The 15,838-nt window shown below is 67.8% G+C and carries 11 protein-coding genes; 2 read left to right on the top strand and 9 right to left on the bottom strand.

Annotated features, from left to right (window positions below):
* Positions 1–55: 55 nt before the first annotated feature.
* From J4O73_RS18365 to recO, 4 genes are all read right to left on the bottom strand, one after another.
* A complete protein-coding gene (locus J4O73_RS18365) occupies positions 56–2,083 on the bottom strand; it encodes a protein meaA (RefSeq protein WP_426219640.1) in 2,028 nt (675 codons plus the stop codon).
* A gap of 253 nt (positions 2,084–2,336) precedes the next feature.
* Positions 2,337–2,978 (bottom strand): SGNH/GDSL hydrolase family protein, encoded by a 642-nt coding sequence (locus tag J4O73_RS18360; RefSeq protein ID WP_426219638.1) that lies wholly within the window; start codon positions 2,976–2,978, stop codon positions 2,337–2,339.
* Positions 2,978–5,224: a DNA topoisomerase IV subunit A gene (parC, locus tag J4O73_RS18355; protein ID WP_426219636.1), complete on the bottom strand. Its 2,247-nt coding sequence runs from the start codon at positions 5,222–5,224 to the stop codon at positions 2,978–2,980. Before parC ends, J4O73_RS18360 begins: the two co-directional genes overlap by 1 nt.
* Positions 5,225–5,384: 160 nt before the next feature.
* Positions 5,385–6,104: a DNA repair protein RecO gene (recO, locus tag J4O73_RS18350; protein ID WP_426219635.1), complete on the bottom strand. Its 720-nt coding sequence runs from the start codon at positions 6,102–6,104 to the stop codon at positions 5,385–5,387.
* A gap of 46 nt (positions 6,105–6,150) precedes the next feature.
* On the opposite strand from recO, the gene J4O73_RS18345 reads away from it, so the two are divergent.
* Complete coding sequence (locus J4O73_RS18345; RefSeq protein WP_426219633.1) at positions 6,151–6,858, top strand: gamma-glutamylcyclotransferase; 708 nt, start codon at positions 6,151–6,153, stop codon at positions 6,856–6,858.
* Positions 6,859–6,916: 58 nt separating this feature from the next.
* Here the strand turns inward: J4O73_RS18345 and J4O73_RS18340 are convergent, their stop codons facing one another.
* Entirely contained in the window at positions 6,917–7,060 is a 144-nt protein-coding gene (locus J4O73_RS18340) for a hypothetical protein (RefSeq protein WP_378973583.1), read from the bottom strand.
* A 158-nt stretch (positions 7,061–7,218) separates the two neighbouring features.
* Here J4O73_RS18340 and J4O73_RS18335 point away from each other — a divergent pair, with 158 nt between their 5' ends.
* Positions 7,219–7,746, top strand: coding sequence for a hypothetical protein (locus J4O73_RS18335; protein WP_426219631.1), 528 nt, complete (start codon positions 7,219–7,221; stop codon positions 7,744–7,746).
* Between the two features lie 162 nt (positions 7,747–7,908).
* Here J4O73_RS18335 and dnaE read toward each other — a convergent pair whose 3' ends face one another.
* The 4 genes from dnaE to proS form a co-directional block, all read right to left on the bottom strand.
* Positions 7,909–11,427 (bottom strand): DNA polymerase III subunit alpha, encoded by a 3,519-nt coding sequence (gene dnaE / locus J4O73_RS18330; protein ID WP_426219630.1) that lies wholly within the window; start codon positions 11,425–11,427, stop codon positions 7,909–7,911.
* 586 nt (positions 11,428–12,013) lie between these two features.
* Positions 12,014–12,727 (bottom strand): ABC transporter ATP-binding protein, encoded by a 714-nt coding sequence (locus J4O73_RS18325; RefSeq protein ID WP_426219628.1) that lies wholly within the window; start codon positions 12,725–12,727, stop codon positions 12,014–12,016.
* Between the two features lie 11 nt (positions 12,728–12,738).
* The gene (locus J4O73_RS18320) at positions 12,739–13,989 is read right to left on the bottom strand and encodes a lipoprotein-releasing ABC transporter permease subunit (protein WP_378975634.1); all 1,251 of its coding nucleotides are present in this window, start codon (positions 13,987–13,989) and stop codon (positions 12,739–12,741) included.
* 81 nt (positions 13,990–14,070) lie between these two features.
* Positions 14,071–15,396, bottom strand: coding sequence for a proline--tRNA ligase (proS, locus tag J4O73_RS18315; protein ID WP_426219626.1), 1,326 nt, complete (start codon positions 15,394–15,396; stop codon positions 14,071–14,073).
* Positions 15,397–15,838: the final 442 nt, after the last annotated feature.

Below are 15,838 nucleotides of genomic sequence, written 5' to 3'. Positions count from 1 at the left end.
ACGCGAATCGCGATGGCGGAGGGAGATTACAGGGCGAGAAGGGGAAGTGAACCGCTCAGTAGACCTGAGCCGGTTCCGCCTGCGGCCGGTTCGCCTTGGCGTCCAGGCTTTTCTCGATGACCTTGCCCAGGTCGATCATGATCCGGTCGATGGCGTAGTCCTTTGGCGTGTAGACGGCCCGCACGCCCATGTTCTTGAGCACCAGTTCGTCCTCCGGGGAGATGATGCCGCCGACGACGACCGGAACGTGATCGAGCCCGGCCTCGCGCATCATCGCGCGGACCTCGCGCACCAGCGGGACGTGGCTACCCGACAGGATCGACAGGCCGACCACGTGGGCGCCGGTCTCCTTCGCCTTGGCGACGATCTCGGACGGGGTCTGGCGGATGCCGTCATAGGTCACGTCGAAGCCGACATCGCGGGCGCGCAGCGCAATCTGCTCCGCGCCGTTGGAATGGCCGTCGAGGCCCGGCTTGCCGACGACGAGCCTGGGCTGCTCGCCCAGGCGCTCGCCGAGATCGGCGATGAGCAGCCGCGCCTCGTCGGCGGCGCCGGACGAAGCGGTCTCCACCGTGACGCCGGTCGGCGCGCGGTACTCGCCGAACACCTGACGCAGGCGTCCGCCCCACTCGCCGGTGGTGACGCCCGCCTTCGCCGCCGCGATGGAGGCAGGCATGATGTTGGTGCCCGAACGCGCCGCCTCTTCCAGCGCGTCGAGGGCGGCCTTCACCGCCACATCGTCGCGCTGCTCGCGCCACGCCTTGATGCGGTTGGCGGCTTCCATCTCCACCGTCTCGGAGACGGAGAAGATCGCCCCTTCGCCCGCCGTGAGCGGAGAGGGCTCGCCCTGTTGCCACTTGTTGACGCCGACGACGATCTGGTCACCCGCCTCGATGGCCGAGATGCGCTTGGCGTTCGACTCCACCAGGGCGCGCTTCAGGGCGCCGGTTTCCACCGCCGCCACGGCACCGCCGATGCCGCCGATCCGCTCCAGCTCGGCGCGGGTCTGAGCCTTCAATTCCTCGACGCGCTTCTCGATGACGTGGCTGCCGTCGAAGATGTCGTCGTATTCGAGCAGATCGGTCTCGAAGGCGAGGATCTGCTGCATGCGCATGGACCATTGCTGGTCCCACGGGCGCGGGAGGCCGAGCGCCTCGTTCCAGGCGGGCAATTGCACCGCACGGGCGCGGGCGCGCTTCGACAGGGTAACGGCCAGCATCTCGATGAGGATGCGGTGGACGTTGTTCTCGGGCTGCTGCTCGGTGAGCCCGAGCGAATTGACCTGCACGCCGTAGCGGAAGATGCGCTTCTTGGCGTCGGTGATGCCGTACCGCTCCTGGGCGATCTCGTCCCAGAGTTCCGCGAAGGCCCTCATCTTGCAGATTTCAGTGACGAACCGCATCCCTGCGTTCACGAAGAACGAGATCCGGCTGAACACGTCGGAGAAGCTGGCCTCATCGAAATTCGGGTCCTCGCGCACCGTGTCGAGCACGGCGATGGCGATGGCCAGCGCGTAGGACAGTTCCTGGACCGGCGTCGCCCCCGCTTCCTGCAGGTGGTAGGAGCAGACGTTCATCGGGTTCCACTTCGGCACTTCCTTGGTCGTGAACAGGATCACGTCCTTGGTCAGCCGCAGGCTCGGCGCGGGCGGGAAGACGTAGGTGCCGCGCGAGAGGTATTCCTTGATGATGTCGTTCTGCGTCGTGCCCTGAAGAGCGGCGATCGGCGCGCCCTGCTCCTCGGCGACCGCGAGGTAGAGGGCGAGCAGCCACGGCGCCGTGGCGTTGATCGTCATCGACGTGTTCATCTGGGCGAGCGGGATCTGGTCGAACAGGGCCCGCATGTCGCCGAGATGCGCGATCGAAACGCCGACCTTGCCGACCTCCCCGCGCGAGAGCTCATGGTCGGGGTCGTAGCCCGTCTGCGTCGGCAGGTCGAAGGCGACCGACAGGCCGGTCTGGCCCTTGGCGAGGTTGCCCCGGTAGAGCTTGTTCGATTCCGCTGCCGTCGAGTGGCCCGCATAGGTGCGGATGATCCACGGCTTGTCGCGCTTCACCTCGGCGATTTCGGCGCTCGCGCCCATTCCACCCTCTCCCGTACCGCGTTCTGATTGCAACGCTCAGAGCGCCGCTTGCGGCGCAGCGTAGCCGAGGCTCAGGCCGCCGTCATCCGGGCCGGGCTGCACGAAAAATCGGGGTTGACGGTGAAGGGAATTTGAGACCCGGCCCTTCTGCTCCGGCATCGCGAGCGTAGCGACACGACCCAGTGTAGCGGGACACCGCCAGACGTGGCGCGTCCCTGGATGGCTTCGCTCTCGCTCGCAATAACGAGTTTGGCTAGTCCAGCAGCGCCGCGACCGCCCGTGCCGCCGCTCCGTAATCGGCGAGGTGGACGCCGTCGCCGAGCGCGCCCGGCCGGGCGAGACCGCTCCGGCCTTCGCGCAGATCCGAAAAGGGATCGGCAAAGCCGCAGCCGTTCTCAGACGCCAGCCGTTCGAGGCGGGCGGAGTAATCCTCGACCGCCGCCGCCTCGCGCTCCTGGCCGGGAATCGGATCCATCGGCGGCAGGGCCAACACCACGACCCTGTCGGCCTGGGTGCGCAACCAGCGCATCAGCGACAGGGCCGCCGCCTCGAACCGGCCGATCCCCTCAGGAGAGAGCGGGCGGACGCGCACCGAGAGGTCGTTGCTGCCGAGGATCATCACCGCCACCCCGGCCCGGCAAGGAACGCGCAGCTCCGGCAGGCGCGCCGCGTAGCCGCCGATGCCGATACCGCCGACGCCGCCATTCACGACCGGCCAGGGACCGAGGGGGTGTCCGCACAGGAACTCGGCATGGGAATCACCGAGGACGAGGACGAAGCCGGGCTCGGCCGCGTCGAGATCCTGCTGGATCAGGGGGAAGCGCATGGCGATGCGCTCCCGGCAGATCCGTCTGTAGCGGCGGCGCTGGAGCGACCGGCGCAGCCAGCCGAGCATCAGCGCCCGAACCGCTCGAATTTCGGGAAGCTGCGCGCCATCATCAAACCGACCTCGGCACGATGGCCGATCCACTTCTCGAGGATCGTCGCGTTGGCGAGGCGTCCCTCCGCCGAGCCGTCCTGCCAGGGCAGGCCGTCTTCCAGCTTGAAGACATGGGCGTGGGTGAGGTGTCCGCTGCGGCAGCGCTGAAGCCGCACGCCCTTGCCTCGCGCGAGTTCCGCCACCTCCCCGATCGGGAAGATCAGGAGCAGCTTCTCCGAGTTCAGCACCGCCACATGGTCGCCCTCGGCGGGGACCATCAGCGCCGCCGTGGCCGACCCGTCGAGGCCGAGGATACCCTTACCCTTGCGGGTATTGGCGACGAGGGCGTCCGAGGGCGCCACGAAGCCGCGCCCGTCCGAGCCCGCGAGGAGCAGCTTCGTCTCCGGCCGGTAGGGCAGAGCCGCCACCACCTCGGTGCCGTCATCGAGATCGACCATCAGCCGCACGGGATCGCCGAAGCCGCGCCCGCCCGGCAGCTTCGACGCGTCGAGGGTGAAGACCTTGCCGTTCGATGCGAGCAGCAGGATCTTCTGTGTCGTCTCGCTCGGGAAGGCGATCTTGAGGCGGTCGTCACCCTTGAAGGCCACGCCCGACAGGTCTGCCACATGGCCCTTGAGGGCGCGGATCCAGCCCTTCTCGGAGACGATCACCGTGATCGGCTCGCGCTCGACCAGAGCCGCCGTCAGGTCGACGCCCGCCGTATCGGGCGGATTCTCCAACGTGGTCCGGCGCTTGCCGAGCTTGGTCTCCGGTCCGAACGTCTTCTTCACCGCACGGATCTGAGCCTGGATCGCCTTCCACTGCGCCGGCTCGGAGGCCAGCAGCCCGTCGAGTTCGGCCTTCTCGGCGGTCAGGGCGTCGAACTCGCGCCGCAGTTCCATCTCCTCCAGCTTGCGCAGGGAGCGCAGGCGGGTGTCGAGGATGGCGTTGGCCTGCACCTCGGTGAGTTCAAAGCGCGCCATGAGGGCGGGCTTCGGCTCGTCTTCCTCGCGGATGATGCGGATCACCTCGTCGAGGTCGAGATAGACGATGAGCAAGCCGCCGAGGATTTCGAGCCGGCGGTCGATCTGGCCCAGCCGGTAGCGCGAGCGGCGCTGCAGCACCACCCGGCGGTGATCGACCCATTCCCGCAGGCATTCCGCGAGCCCGATCACCTTGGGTACGAGGCCGCCGACGAGGACGTTGAGGTTGAGCGAGACCCGCGCCTCGAGTTCGGTGAGGCGGAACAACGATTCCATCAGGATGACCGGATCGACGCTGCGCGAGCGCGGCTCCAGCACCACCCGCACATCCTCGGCCGATTCATCGCGGACATCGGCGAGCAGCGGCAGCTTCTTCTCCTGCAGAAGCTCGGCCATCTTCTCGATCAGCCGCCCCTTCGGAATTCCGTAGGGGATCTCGGTGACGACGATGTTCCACGTCCCCCGGCCGAGATCCTCCTTGTGCCAGCGGGCGCGGACCCGGAACGCCCCGCGCCCGGTGCGGTAGGCTTCCGCGATCGACTCGGCTGAATCCACGAGGATGCCGCCGGTCGGGAAATCCGGCCCTTGCACGAACTTCGCGAGCTGACCCGAATTCGCCTCGGGGTGATTGATCAGGTAGAGCGCCGCGTCGCAGAGTTCGGCCGCGTTGTGCGGCGGGATCGAGGTCGCCATGCCGACCGCGATGCCCTGGCTGCCATTGGCGAGCAGGTTCGGGAAGGCCGCCGGAAGAACGATGGGCTCTTCCTTCTCGCCGTTATAGGACGGCCGGAAATCGACCGTGTCCTCATCGATCCCGTCGAGGAGCAGGCGGGCCACCTCGGTGAGGCGCGCCTCGGTGTAGCGGTAGGCGGCGGGGCCGTCGCCGTCGATGTTGCCGAAGTTCCCCTGACCATCGACCAGCGGGTAGCGCTGCGCGAAATCCTGACTGAGCCGCACGAGGGCGTCGTAGATCGCCTGATCGCCGTGGGGGTGGAAATCACCCATCACATCGCCGACGATCTTCGCGCATTTCTTGTGCGCGGTGTTCGGGTCGAGCCGCAGGAGGCGCATGCCGTAGAGGATGCGCCGGTGCACCGGCTTCAAGCCGTCGCGAGCATCGGGCAGGGCCCGGTGCATGATGGTCGAGAGCGCATAGGCGAGGTAGCGCTCTTCCAGCGCGGATTTCAGCTCGACGCTCTCGATGCCGTCGCCGGACGGCGGCTCGAAGGGCTGACCCATGGTGGTTCCCCGACTCTTCCCGCTGCCCTCTCCGTCATTGCGAGCGGAGCGAAGCAATCCAGGGGGGGCGCCGTCGTCTCAGGCGTCCCGCTGCCCTGGATTGCTTCGCTCCGCTCGCAGAGACGCGGAGGCCGCGGCCAACTAGAACATACCGCGAACACTAGCCCGCTGCGACGCCGAGCGCAACGAATCGCGCCCGCTCCTCAGGTGGCGTGAGGCCGCGCGGACCCCAGACGTGCCGGTCGAGGAAGTATCCCGTCAAGGTAAACCCTTGTGCAACGCCGTCCGGCCCCGGCGCGCCGCCCTCGCGCAGGAAGGTCGGGAGGGGAAGCAGCTTGTCCCGGTAGGGCTCCCCCGCCGCCGCACTCACCGCCCGGCCGGTACGGGGCGAAACATAGGCGAGGCGGTCGTTGCCGCCTGTCGCGGCACAGGCCGAGAGATCGAGGCCGAAGCCGAGTTCGGTGAGCACGGCGAGTTCGAACCGCACCATCAGCGGCGGGGCGATGTCGGCATCGTCCAGATGCTCCACGAGGATGCACGCCGCTTCGTAGAGCGCGGGGTGTGGATCCCGCTCGGGCAGGAGCCGCAGCAGCGACCCCATCGCGCCGAGCCCGTAAAGGGCGAGGCCGGAGCCGATCATCCGCGACACTTCCGAACTCAGCGGCTCGACGGCGAAGGCGCCGAGCCCGTCATCGAGCCGCGCCCGCCATGTGACGCGCACCCGGTTGCCCGGTTGCAGCACCGGCTGCATCCGGCGCGAGCGCCCGCCATGCACGAGGCCGAGATGGCGACCGTGCTCGGCTGTCATGGCTTCGAGGATGATTCCGGTCTCCCCGTGCCGACGCAGGCCCAGCACCAGGGCATCGTCCGTCCATTGCATGAGAGGGATATAGGTGTTTTCCGCTCCGTTGCGTTAGCCTTGCGCGATGCCAGCCACGAACCTCGACCTGACCCTGGACCTGATCCGCGCCGCCCATGCGTGCCCCATCGCCGACGATCCCTCCGCACTCACGGTGATGACCGACGAGGAGCTACGACCCGGCCTTGAGGAGATCGTAGCCGGACGGGAGGGCGCCGCGCTCTGGGTCTTCGCCTACGGCTCGCTGATGTGGCGGCCGGAATTCCCGGTGGCGGAGCGGCGGCTCGGCACCGTGCGCGGCTTCCACCGCCGGTTCTGCCTGTTGCAGCGGCGCTTCCGGGGCACGCCGGAACGGCCGGGCTTCGTGCTCGCGCTGGACCGGGGTGGCCTGTGCCGGGGCGTCGCCTTTCGCCTGCCGGATGCGGAGATCCGCGAGGCGCTAATGCCACTGTGGCGGCGAGAGATGCGCGGGCGCGGCTACGTCGCCCGCTGGCTTCCGGTGCAGACCGAAGAGGGAACCGTCTCCGCCCTCACCTTCCTCGCCAACCGGGCGAATGACCGCTACGCGGGCCGCCTGCCGGACACCGAGCTCGCGGAGATGATCGCGACGGCCTGCGGCCATATGGGGCCGAGCGCCGAATACCTCTACCGCACCGTCGAGGCCTGCGAGGCGCTCGGTATCCGCGACCGGCACCTGTGGCGGTTGCAGGCGCTGGTGGCGGCGCGGCTCAGGGAGAGTCTGGATGGTTCCTCCCATCCACTGTCCTCATCCTGAGGTGCCCGGCTTGCCGGGCCTCGAAGGAGGGGGGGGGATGGGCGGCGAGGCCGTCGCCTCAGATCCACGCGCGCTTCGTCGCGACGATGCTGCGCGCACCGGCATGCTCCGCATCGGGGTTGCGGAGTTCGCGGAAGCCGGGAGCCCGGCCGTCGATGAGATAGACGACCAACATGAGGCCGAGGGTGATCTTGATGCGCATGGCCACGCCTGAGGACTTAAGCGTGGCGGTGTAGGATCGATCGATTTTGAATGAGTTGCTGCAGCGCACATCAACCCTGAGCTGCGCACCCCTTTCCTTTCACCGTGGTAAAGCGGCCCTTCCCGGCTGCGTCGCGGCATTAACGGATCAAGCTTTCCATGCGGATCGTGGCCCCTGCCCTCGCTGTTGCGCTTCTGGCCTCCCCGGTCCTGGCGGGTGAGGTCGGCGTCGTGGGCGAGGCGACCATCGGCAGCGCGTCGCGCCACGCCACCCTGCGCCTTGCCTGCGACCCGGCCCATGCGGGGCTCTCGGCCACGCTGACGATCCCGCGCTTCGCGGACCTGTCCTCGACGTTCGATTTCGACGCCTTCGAGGGGCCGAGCGGCACGACGAAACCCCTCACCGCCCTCCGGGTAGCGGGGGCGAACGGCGTGCGCAGCATGATCGCCCCGGCGAGCGGATCGGTGGCTGCCGATCCATCCACGAGCTACATCCTGACCGTCGCCGGCCCGAAGCGCACCGAGAGCCCCCTGCGCGGCATCGCGCCGGGTCTCGCGGAGGCGGGGGCACGGATCGTCTGGACGCAATCGAGCCCCCGCGCCGGGGACGCCTCGGTGATCGCGACCTTCCCCGTCACCGACGCGGCGGCGGTACGGAAGGCGATCGAGCGCTGCGTCGGGCCGTAGCGTCCGCCTGTCTCTCACCCCTGCGGGGGAGGGGAGCGACGATCGGACAGTCGAGGTTTCGAAAGGACCGAGTCCTTTCGCGGGTGCAGGGCAGCGCCCTGCTCATCCAAGGGCTTCGCCCCTAGGACCCCACCAAAGGGCTCGCCCTTTGGGAACCCGATCTCAACTCACCTCAACCTGCGCCACCCCCGGCATCGCGCGGAGCATGCCGGCCAGTTGCGGCGTCGCTTGGTAACGGCCCGGCAGGCGGATCTCCACCTCGCGCTCGCCGCCGTCGAGGCGCAGCACCAGGGACACCTCCCCCTCCCCGCGCATGGTCAGGCGGCTCTGCACCGCCTGGATGCCGCGCGCATCGTCGAGATGGATGCGCATGCCCTTCTGGAAGCGGGCCACCGCCGCATCCAGGGGTTCGGCGGTCATGATCCGGGCGCGCACATCCTCGCCCTCCAGATTCGCCTGAAGCTGGAGCACCAGCGGGCGGCCGGGCTCCAGGATCTCGCGATAATGGCCGAGACCTTCCGAGAAGATGATCGCCTCGAAATGCGCCGTCCGGTCCGACAGGGTGACGATGCCCATCTTGTTGCCGGTCTTGGTGCGCCGCTCCGCCCGGTCCAGCACCGAGGCCGCCACCCGGCCGACGCTCGTCGTCCCCGCCCGAACCGCCCGGCAGAAATCCGCCCAGCTCTGCACCCGCAGCTTGTCGAGGAGATCGCCGTATTCATCGAGCGGATGGCCCGAGACGAAGAAGCCGATCGCGGCGTATTCCCGCTTCAGCGTGTCGGCCATGGGCCACAATTCGTGGGGCGGGATGCGCAAGGAGACATCTGCCGAGGCGACACCGCCGAACATGTCGGTGACGCCGGTCGTCTCGGCTTCGACCGCGCTGGCGGCGAGCCGCATCATCGGCTCGACCGCCGCGAAGGCCCGCGCGCGGTCGGGCTCGATGCAGTCGAGCGCGCCCGCCTGGACGAGGCTTTCCATCGTCCGCTTGTTCACGAGGCGCGGGTTGAGGCGCCGCGCAAGGTCTGAGAGGTCGGTGAAGGGCTTGTCGCCCCGCGCCTCCACCAGCGCCCGCACCGCCTCACGGCCGACACCCTTGATGGCGGCGAGCGCGTAGAAGATCTTGCTGTCGCGCACCTCGAACACCTCGCCCGAAGCGTTGATCGAGGGTGGCTCGACGGTGATCTTCAGGCGCTGCGCGTCCTGCCGGAATTCCGCGATTTTGTCGGTGTTGTCGATATCGAGCGTCATGGCGGCGGCCAGGAACTCGACTGGGTGGTTCGCCTTCAGATAGGCGGTCTGGTAGGTCAGCAGGGCATAAGCCGCCGCGTGTGACTTGTTGAAGCCGTAATCCGCGAACTTGGCGAGCAGGTCGAAGATCTCGTTCGCCTTGGCCTTGGTCAGGCCGCCCGCCTCACAGCCCTTCACGAAGCGCTCGCGCTGAGCGTCCATCTCCGCGCGGATCTTCTTGCCCATGGCGCGGCGGAGCATGTCGGCCTCGCCGAGGGTGTACCCGGCGAGCACCTTGGCAATTTCCATCACCTGCTCCTGGTAGACGATGATGCCGAAGGTCTCCTTCAGCATCGGCTCCAGGCTGGGATGCGGGTACCAGTTGGCCTCGTTGCCGGCATCTCGGCCGAGCTTGCGCTCGCAATAGACGGGGATGTTGGCCATCGGGCCCGGCCGGTAGAGGGCCACCAGGGCGATGATGTCCTCGAACCGGTCGGCCTGCATCTCGCAGAGCGCCTTGCGCATGCCCGCGGATTCGACTTGGAACACGCCGACCGTCTCGCCCCGGCCCATCGGCGCGTAGGTTTCCGGGTCATCCAGCGGCAGGGAGGCGAGATCGATCTCGATGCCGCGCGCCTTGAGCAGGTCGGTGCAGCACCTCAGCATGGTCAGCGTCTTCAGGCCGAGGAAGTCGAACTTCACGAGGCCCGCCTGCTCCACCCACTTCATGTTGAACTGGGTGACGCGCATGCCGGTCTTCGGGTCTCGGTAGAGCGGAACCAGCTCTTCCAGCGGCCGGTCGCCGATCACCACGCCCGCCGCGTGGGTCGAGGCGTGGCGGTGCAGCCCTTCGAGCTTTCGCGCGATATCCACGAGCCGGGCGACGACCGGTTCTTCCTCGATCGCCTGCTGGAGCTTCGGCTCGCCCTCGATCGCCTGGGCCAGCGTCACCGGGTTGGCCGGGTTCTGCGGCACGAGCTTGGTCAGCTTGTCGACCTGCCCATAGGGCATTTCGAGCACGCGACCGACGTCGCGCAGCACGCCGCGGGCGAGCAGCGTACCGAAGGTGATAATCTGCCCGACCTGCCCCTCACCGTAGCGCTCCTGCACGTAGCGGATGACGCGCTCGCGGCCCTCGACGCAGAAGTCGATGTCGAAATCCGGCATCGAGACGCGCTCGGGATTCAGGAAGCGCTCGAACAGCAGGCCGAAGCGCAGCGGGTCGAGATCGGTAATGAGCAGCGACCACGCGACCAGCGAGCCTGCGCCGGAGCCGCGCCCCGGCCCGACCGGAATGTCGTGCTCCTTCGCCCACTTGATGAAGTCCGATACGATCAGGAAGTAGCCGGGAAACTTCATCGAGACGATGACGTCGAGCTCGAAGGCGAGCCGCTTGCGGTAATCGTCCTCCGTGAAGCCCGGCGCGGTGCCGTGCTGCTGCAGGCGCAGTTCGAGCCCCACCTCGGCCTGACGACGTAGCTCCGTCGGCTCGTCGGCGGCGATCGCCTGCGCCACAGCGCCCGAGGCTTCGGCCAGCGCCTCGGCCATCGGGGCCGCCTCGCCCCCGGCGACCCGGGAGAAATTGGGCAGGATCGGCTTGCGGGTCCGCGCGCGCACGGCGCAACGCATGGCGATCTCGACCGTGGACGTCAGGGCGTCGGGCAAGTCGTGGAACAGGGCGGCCATCTCGGCCCTGGTCTTGAAGTTGTGGCGCGGCGTCAGCTTGCGGCGGCGGTCGTCCGACACGATCCGCCCATCCGCGATGGCCAGCAGCGCGTCGTGGGCGTCGTAATCGTCGGGCTTCGAAAAGAAGGTCTCGTTCGTCGCCGCGACGCCGAGCCCGTTCCGGTCCGCGAGATGGAGCAGGGCCGCCTCGATGCGCCCCTCTTCCGGCAGACCGTGGCGCTGAATCTCGACATAGAGCTGGTCCTCGCCGAAGGCGCGCTTCAGGCTCTCCAGGCGGCTCGTGGCGAGTTCGGGGCGTCCGGCCCGCAGGGCGGCATCGAGGGGGCCGCCCGCTCCGCCGGTCAGCGCGATGAGCCCGTCGGCGTAATCCACCAAGGCGGTCGCGGCCACGCGGGGCGCCTCGCCGAGGGGGGAATCGAAATAGGCGCGGCTCGCGAGCCGGAGGAGGTTGGCATAGCCGGCCTCGTCCTGCGCCAGCAGGACCACGCCGTGATAGGTCGGCAGGGTGCGGGCATGGGGATCCGCCGCCTCGAAGGCCACGGAAAGCTGCACGCCCGCGATCGGCTGAAGCCCGTCCTTGGCCGCCTTCTCGGAGAATTCCAGGGCGCCGAACAGGTTGTTGGTATCGGTGAGGGCCAGCGCCGGCTGCCGGTCGGCCACGGCGGCCTTCACGAGGTCGCCGAGTTTCACCGCGCCTTCGAGCAGGGAATAGGACGAGTGGACGTGGAGGTGGACGAAGCCGACCTCCTTCAATTGACGTGTCATGTCCGGCCTTGTTCGGGGGCCGACGAGGATCGGCCCTGCCCGCCCCGGAGTCGACCGCCCGGCGGCCACAGCGGCCACTTATCCACTGCTTGGGGGCCGATTTCCGGCCCCTGTGGCAGCCCAGTGAAACGCGGGGACATCCTGTGGATAAGCGCCTTTCGAAGGGAACTTTCGCCCGTTTGCGGACCCGCTTTCAATGAATCGGTGCGAGGGCTACCGCCCAGGCGCCGAACGCGCCGAACAGAATACCGAACGCCATGAACTCCACCATCCCGGTCAGGATCGCCCGCTTCAGCATCATCGCCGCCTCCCGTCTTTGTTGAGGCAGTATGTTCTTGTTTTGTTCTTTTGAAAGCGGAGATTTGAACGGACATCACGTGGCGTTTGAAGATGGTTGACGAAGGGTTGAGGAGGGAGAGGCCCCATCCCAAGCCTTATCCTCATCCTGAGGTGCGGAGAAAGCCGCCTCGAAGGAGGGCCCCAGGGTTCGCCGAGTCTTCTGGAGCCCTCCTTCGAGGCCTGCTGGCGCGGGCACCTCAGGATGAGGGCGAGGGTGGGAAGGGCCGCGAAACGATGACGGCTTGCGTCAGTCGAGCGGCGTAATCTGACCGTCGCGGATCGTCACCCGCCGGTCCATGCGGGCGGCGAGATCGAGGTTATGGGTCGCGACCAGGGCGGCCAGCCCCGAGGCCCGCACCAGCGACATCAGCACCGAGAAGACATGACCCGCCGTGCCGGGGTCGAGGTTGCCGGTGGGCTCGTCCGCGAGCAGAAGGCGCGGCCCGTTGGCGACCGCGCGGGCGATGGCGACGCGCTGCTGTTCGCCGCCGGAGAGTTCGGCCGGGCGATGGACCAGCCTCTCGCCGAGTCCGAGGAACGTGAGGAGTTCGGAGGCGCGCGACTTGGCCTCGCCACGCTTCAGGCCCCGGATGAGCTGGGGCATCATCACATTCTCCAGCGCCGAAAACTCGGGCAGGAGGTGATGGAATTGGTAGACGAAGCCCATCTCCTCGCGGCGCAGTCGGGTGCGCTCGGCATCCCCCATCGCGGCGGTCGGGCGCCCGCCGATATAGACCTCGCCTCCGTCCGGCCGTTCGAGCAGCCCGGCGAGATGGAGGAGCGTCGACTTGCCCGCGCCCGAGGGGGCGACGAGGGCGACGAGTTCCCCCGGCCAGATCGCGAGATCGGTACCCCGCAGGATTTCCAGGGCGCCCTCGGCCTGGGCGTAGCGGCGCTCGACCTGTGCGAAGAACAGGGCCGGGACCGGCGGGGCGTCGGCGGCAGCGGGGCCGGAGCTCATGGACAGGGGCCTCAGCCGTAGCGCAGGGCCTGCACCGGATCGAGCCGGGCGGCGCGCCACGAGGGATACAGGGTGGCGGCGAGCGACAGGATCAGCGTGGTGACGACCACCGCCACGATCTCGCGCGGATTCATCTCGGCGGGGATCTCCGCGAGGAAGCGTACGGTCGGATCCCAGGCACCGGGGAAGAGGAAACGCTGGATCGGCTTGATGTTCAGGGTGATGACGATGCCGAGCACCAGCCCCGACAGCGTGCCCACCACGCCGATCAAGGCGCCGTTGATGAGGAAGACCCGCATGATCGTGCCGGGCGTCGCCCCCATGGTGCGCAGGATCGCGATGTCGCTCGACTTGTCCCGCACCAGCAGGATCAGGCCGGAGACGATGTTCAGCGTCGCCACCACCACGATCAGGCTGAGGATCAGGAACATCACGTTCCGCTCGACTTCGAGGGCTCCGAAGAAGGTGCGGTTGCGTTGGCGCCAATCGGTGAGCAGCAGGGGGCGCTCCGCCGCCATCTCCAGGGGCTCGCGCATGTCGCCCACATGGTCGGGATCGTCGACGTAGATCTCGATGAGCGAGACGTCGCCCTCGCGGTTGAAGAAGGTTTGTGCCTCGGTAAGCGGCATGAACACGAAGGTCTGATCGAACTCGGTCATGCCGACTTCGAACACCGCTTTCACCGTGTAGCTCTTGGTGCGGGGCGCCGTGCCGAAGGGGGTCGAGGCGCCCTTCGGCGTCGAGAGGGTGATCGTGTCCCCGGCCTGAAGGCCGAGCGTGTCCGCGAGGCGCTTGCCGATCAGCACGCCCGTGCCGTCATCGAAGCCTTCGAGGGTGCCGCCGCGGACCGACGTGGTGACGGCGGCGAGCGAATCGAGATCCTGCGCCCGCACTCCGCGCACCAGCACGCCCGACCCGCCATATTGCGAGGAGGCGAAGGCCTGTCCCTCGACCAGCGGCACCGCCGACTTCACCCCCGCCACCTTGGACAGGCGTTCGGACAGGTCCTGCCAATCGTTGAACGAGCGGTCGATGGGCGTCGCGAAGAGGTGGCCGTTGATGCCGACGATCTTCGACAGCAACTCGGCCCGGAAGCCGTTCATCACCGAGAGCACGATGATGAGGGTCGCGACACCGAGCGCGATGCCGAGCACCGAGAAGAAGGCGACGACGGACACGCCCCCACCCCGCCGCCGGGCGCGGAGATAGCGGCCCGCCAGAAGCCATTCGAACGGGGCGAAGGGCGGCGTGCCCGCGCGCATGGCCGCGACGAAGCCCGACGTCCAATGGGCCGCCTGCCCCCTCAGCCGGTCGAAGGTCTCGCGCCCCGCCATCGGGCCGCCTCAGACGCGCTTGATGCGTGCCAGGAGGTCGATCGCCGGCAGGCTCTCCCGCTCGCCGCCCGCACGCCGCTTCAACTCGACCTTGCCCTCGGCGAGGCCCTTCGGCCCGACCACGACCTGCCAGGGCAGGCCGATCAGGTCGGCGGTGGCGAACTTGGCGCCCGGCCGCTCGTCGCGGTCGTCGTAGAGAACAGAGAGGCCGGCGGCCTCGAGCTCGCTCTGGATCTGCGCGCAGGCGGCATCGGTCGCCGCGTCGCCGACCTTCAGGTTGATCAGCGCCACGTCGAACGGAGCCACCGCATCCGGCCAGATGATCCCGGCCTCGTCATGCGAGGCCTCGATGATCGCGGCGACGAGGCGGCTTGGGCCGATGCCGTAAGAGCCCATATGGACCGGCCGCTCGATGCCGTCCGGCCCGGCGACCTTGGCATTCATCGGCTCGGAATACTTGGTGCCGAAATAGAAGATGTGCCCCACTTCGATGCCACGGGCGGAGAGTCGACTCTCCTCGGGCACCTCGGCGAAGGCATCCGCCTCGTGCATCTCCTCCGTCGCGGCGTAGCGCGAGGTCCAGGCGTCCACGAGGCCCTGGAGGCCGGCGACGTCGTCGAAATCGACGTTCTCGGGTGGAATCTCCATGTCGAGATAGGCTTTGTCGCAGAACACCTCGCTCTCGCCGGTCTGGGCGAGGATGATGAACTCGTGCGAGAGATCGCCGCCGATCGGGCCGGTATCGGCGCGCATGGGGATCGCCTTCAGGCCGAGCCCGGCGAAGGTGCGCAGGTACGAGACGAACACCTTGTTATAGGCGTGGCGGGACGTCGCCTGATCGAAGTCGAAGGAATAGCCGTCCTTCATCAGGAATTCGCGGGAGCGCATGGTGCCGAAGCGCGGACGCACCTCGTCCCGGAACTTCCACGAGATCTGGTAGAGGTTCTTGGGCAAATCCTTGTAGGAGCGCACGCTCGCCCGGAAGATCTCGGTGACCATCTCCTCGGCGGTGGGGCCGTAGAGCATTTCGCGCTCGTGACGGTCCTTCAGGCGCAGCATCTCCTTGCCGTAGGCATCGTAGCGGCCGGATTCGCGCCACAGCTCGGCCGATTGCACCGTCGGCATCAGGATCTCGACGGCGCCCGAGCGCTCCTGCTCCCGGCGGATCACGTCGCAGACCTTGTTCAGGACCCGCAGCCCGAGCGGCAGCCATGCATAGATGCCGGCCGATTCCTGCCGCACCAAGCCGGCGCGCAGCATCAGGCGGTGAGAGACGATCTCGGCTTCCTTGGGCGTCTCGCGCAAGGTCGGGAGGAAGTAGCGGGAGAGACGCATCGATCGCTTCGAAAGGAGGCCTGCGGGGCCTCAAGGCGCCCGGCGACGGGCACACAACACGTCACTGTGGCAAAAAACAAGCGGATCCTGTCCGGGAACGACCGCTCAGGCTTTACCGGATGGCGGGGCGCAACCCCGGCGCGAGCGGTCAGTTCCACGGGTCGGCAAAAAAGCGCAGATTTTTTCTCCAACCCCGGTGACAGCACGCATTGTTGTTCCTATAAGCGTGCCGCGATGTTTGCGACGCCCCGAGGGGCTGGCGCAGGGTCCGAGTCTCGGGAGGAAAAACCGGCCACCACGCAGGCAATGCGTCGGGCAATTCAAGGCCGAACAACTGGTAAATTTAAAAGCAAGGCCCTGGGGCCTTGCTTTTTTGTTTTGTGCCTAGTGCTCTCGATTGAGGCAACACTTGTGGGTTGCCGTTCCTCGCGAGAGCAAATTT

Origin of the sequence: Methylobacterium sp. NFXW15 (assembly GCF_049887755.1) — a bacterium.
Classification (GTDB): domain Bacteria; phylum Pseudomonadota; class Alphaproteobacteria; order Rhizobiales; family Beijerinckiaceae; genus Methylobacterium.
This window is presented reverse-complemented; position numbering and strand designations above follow the sequence as displayed.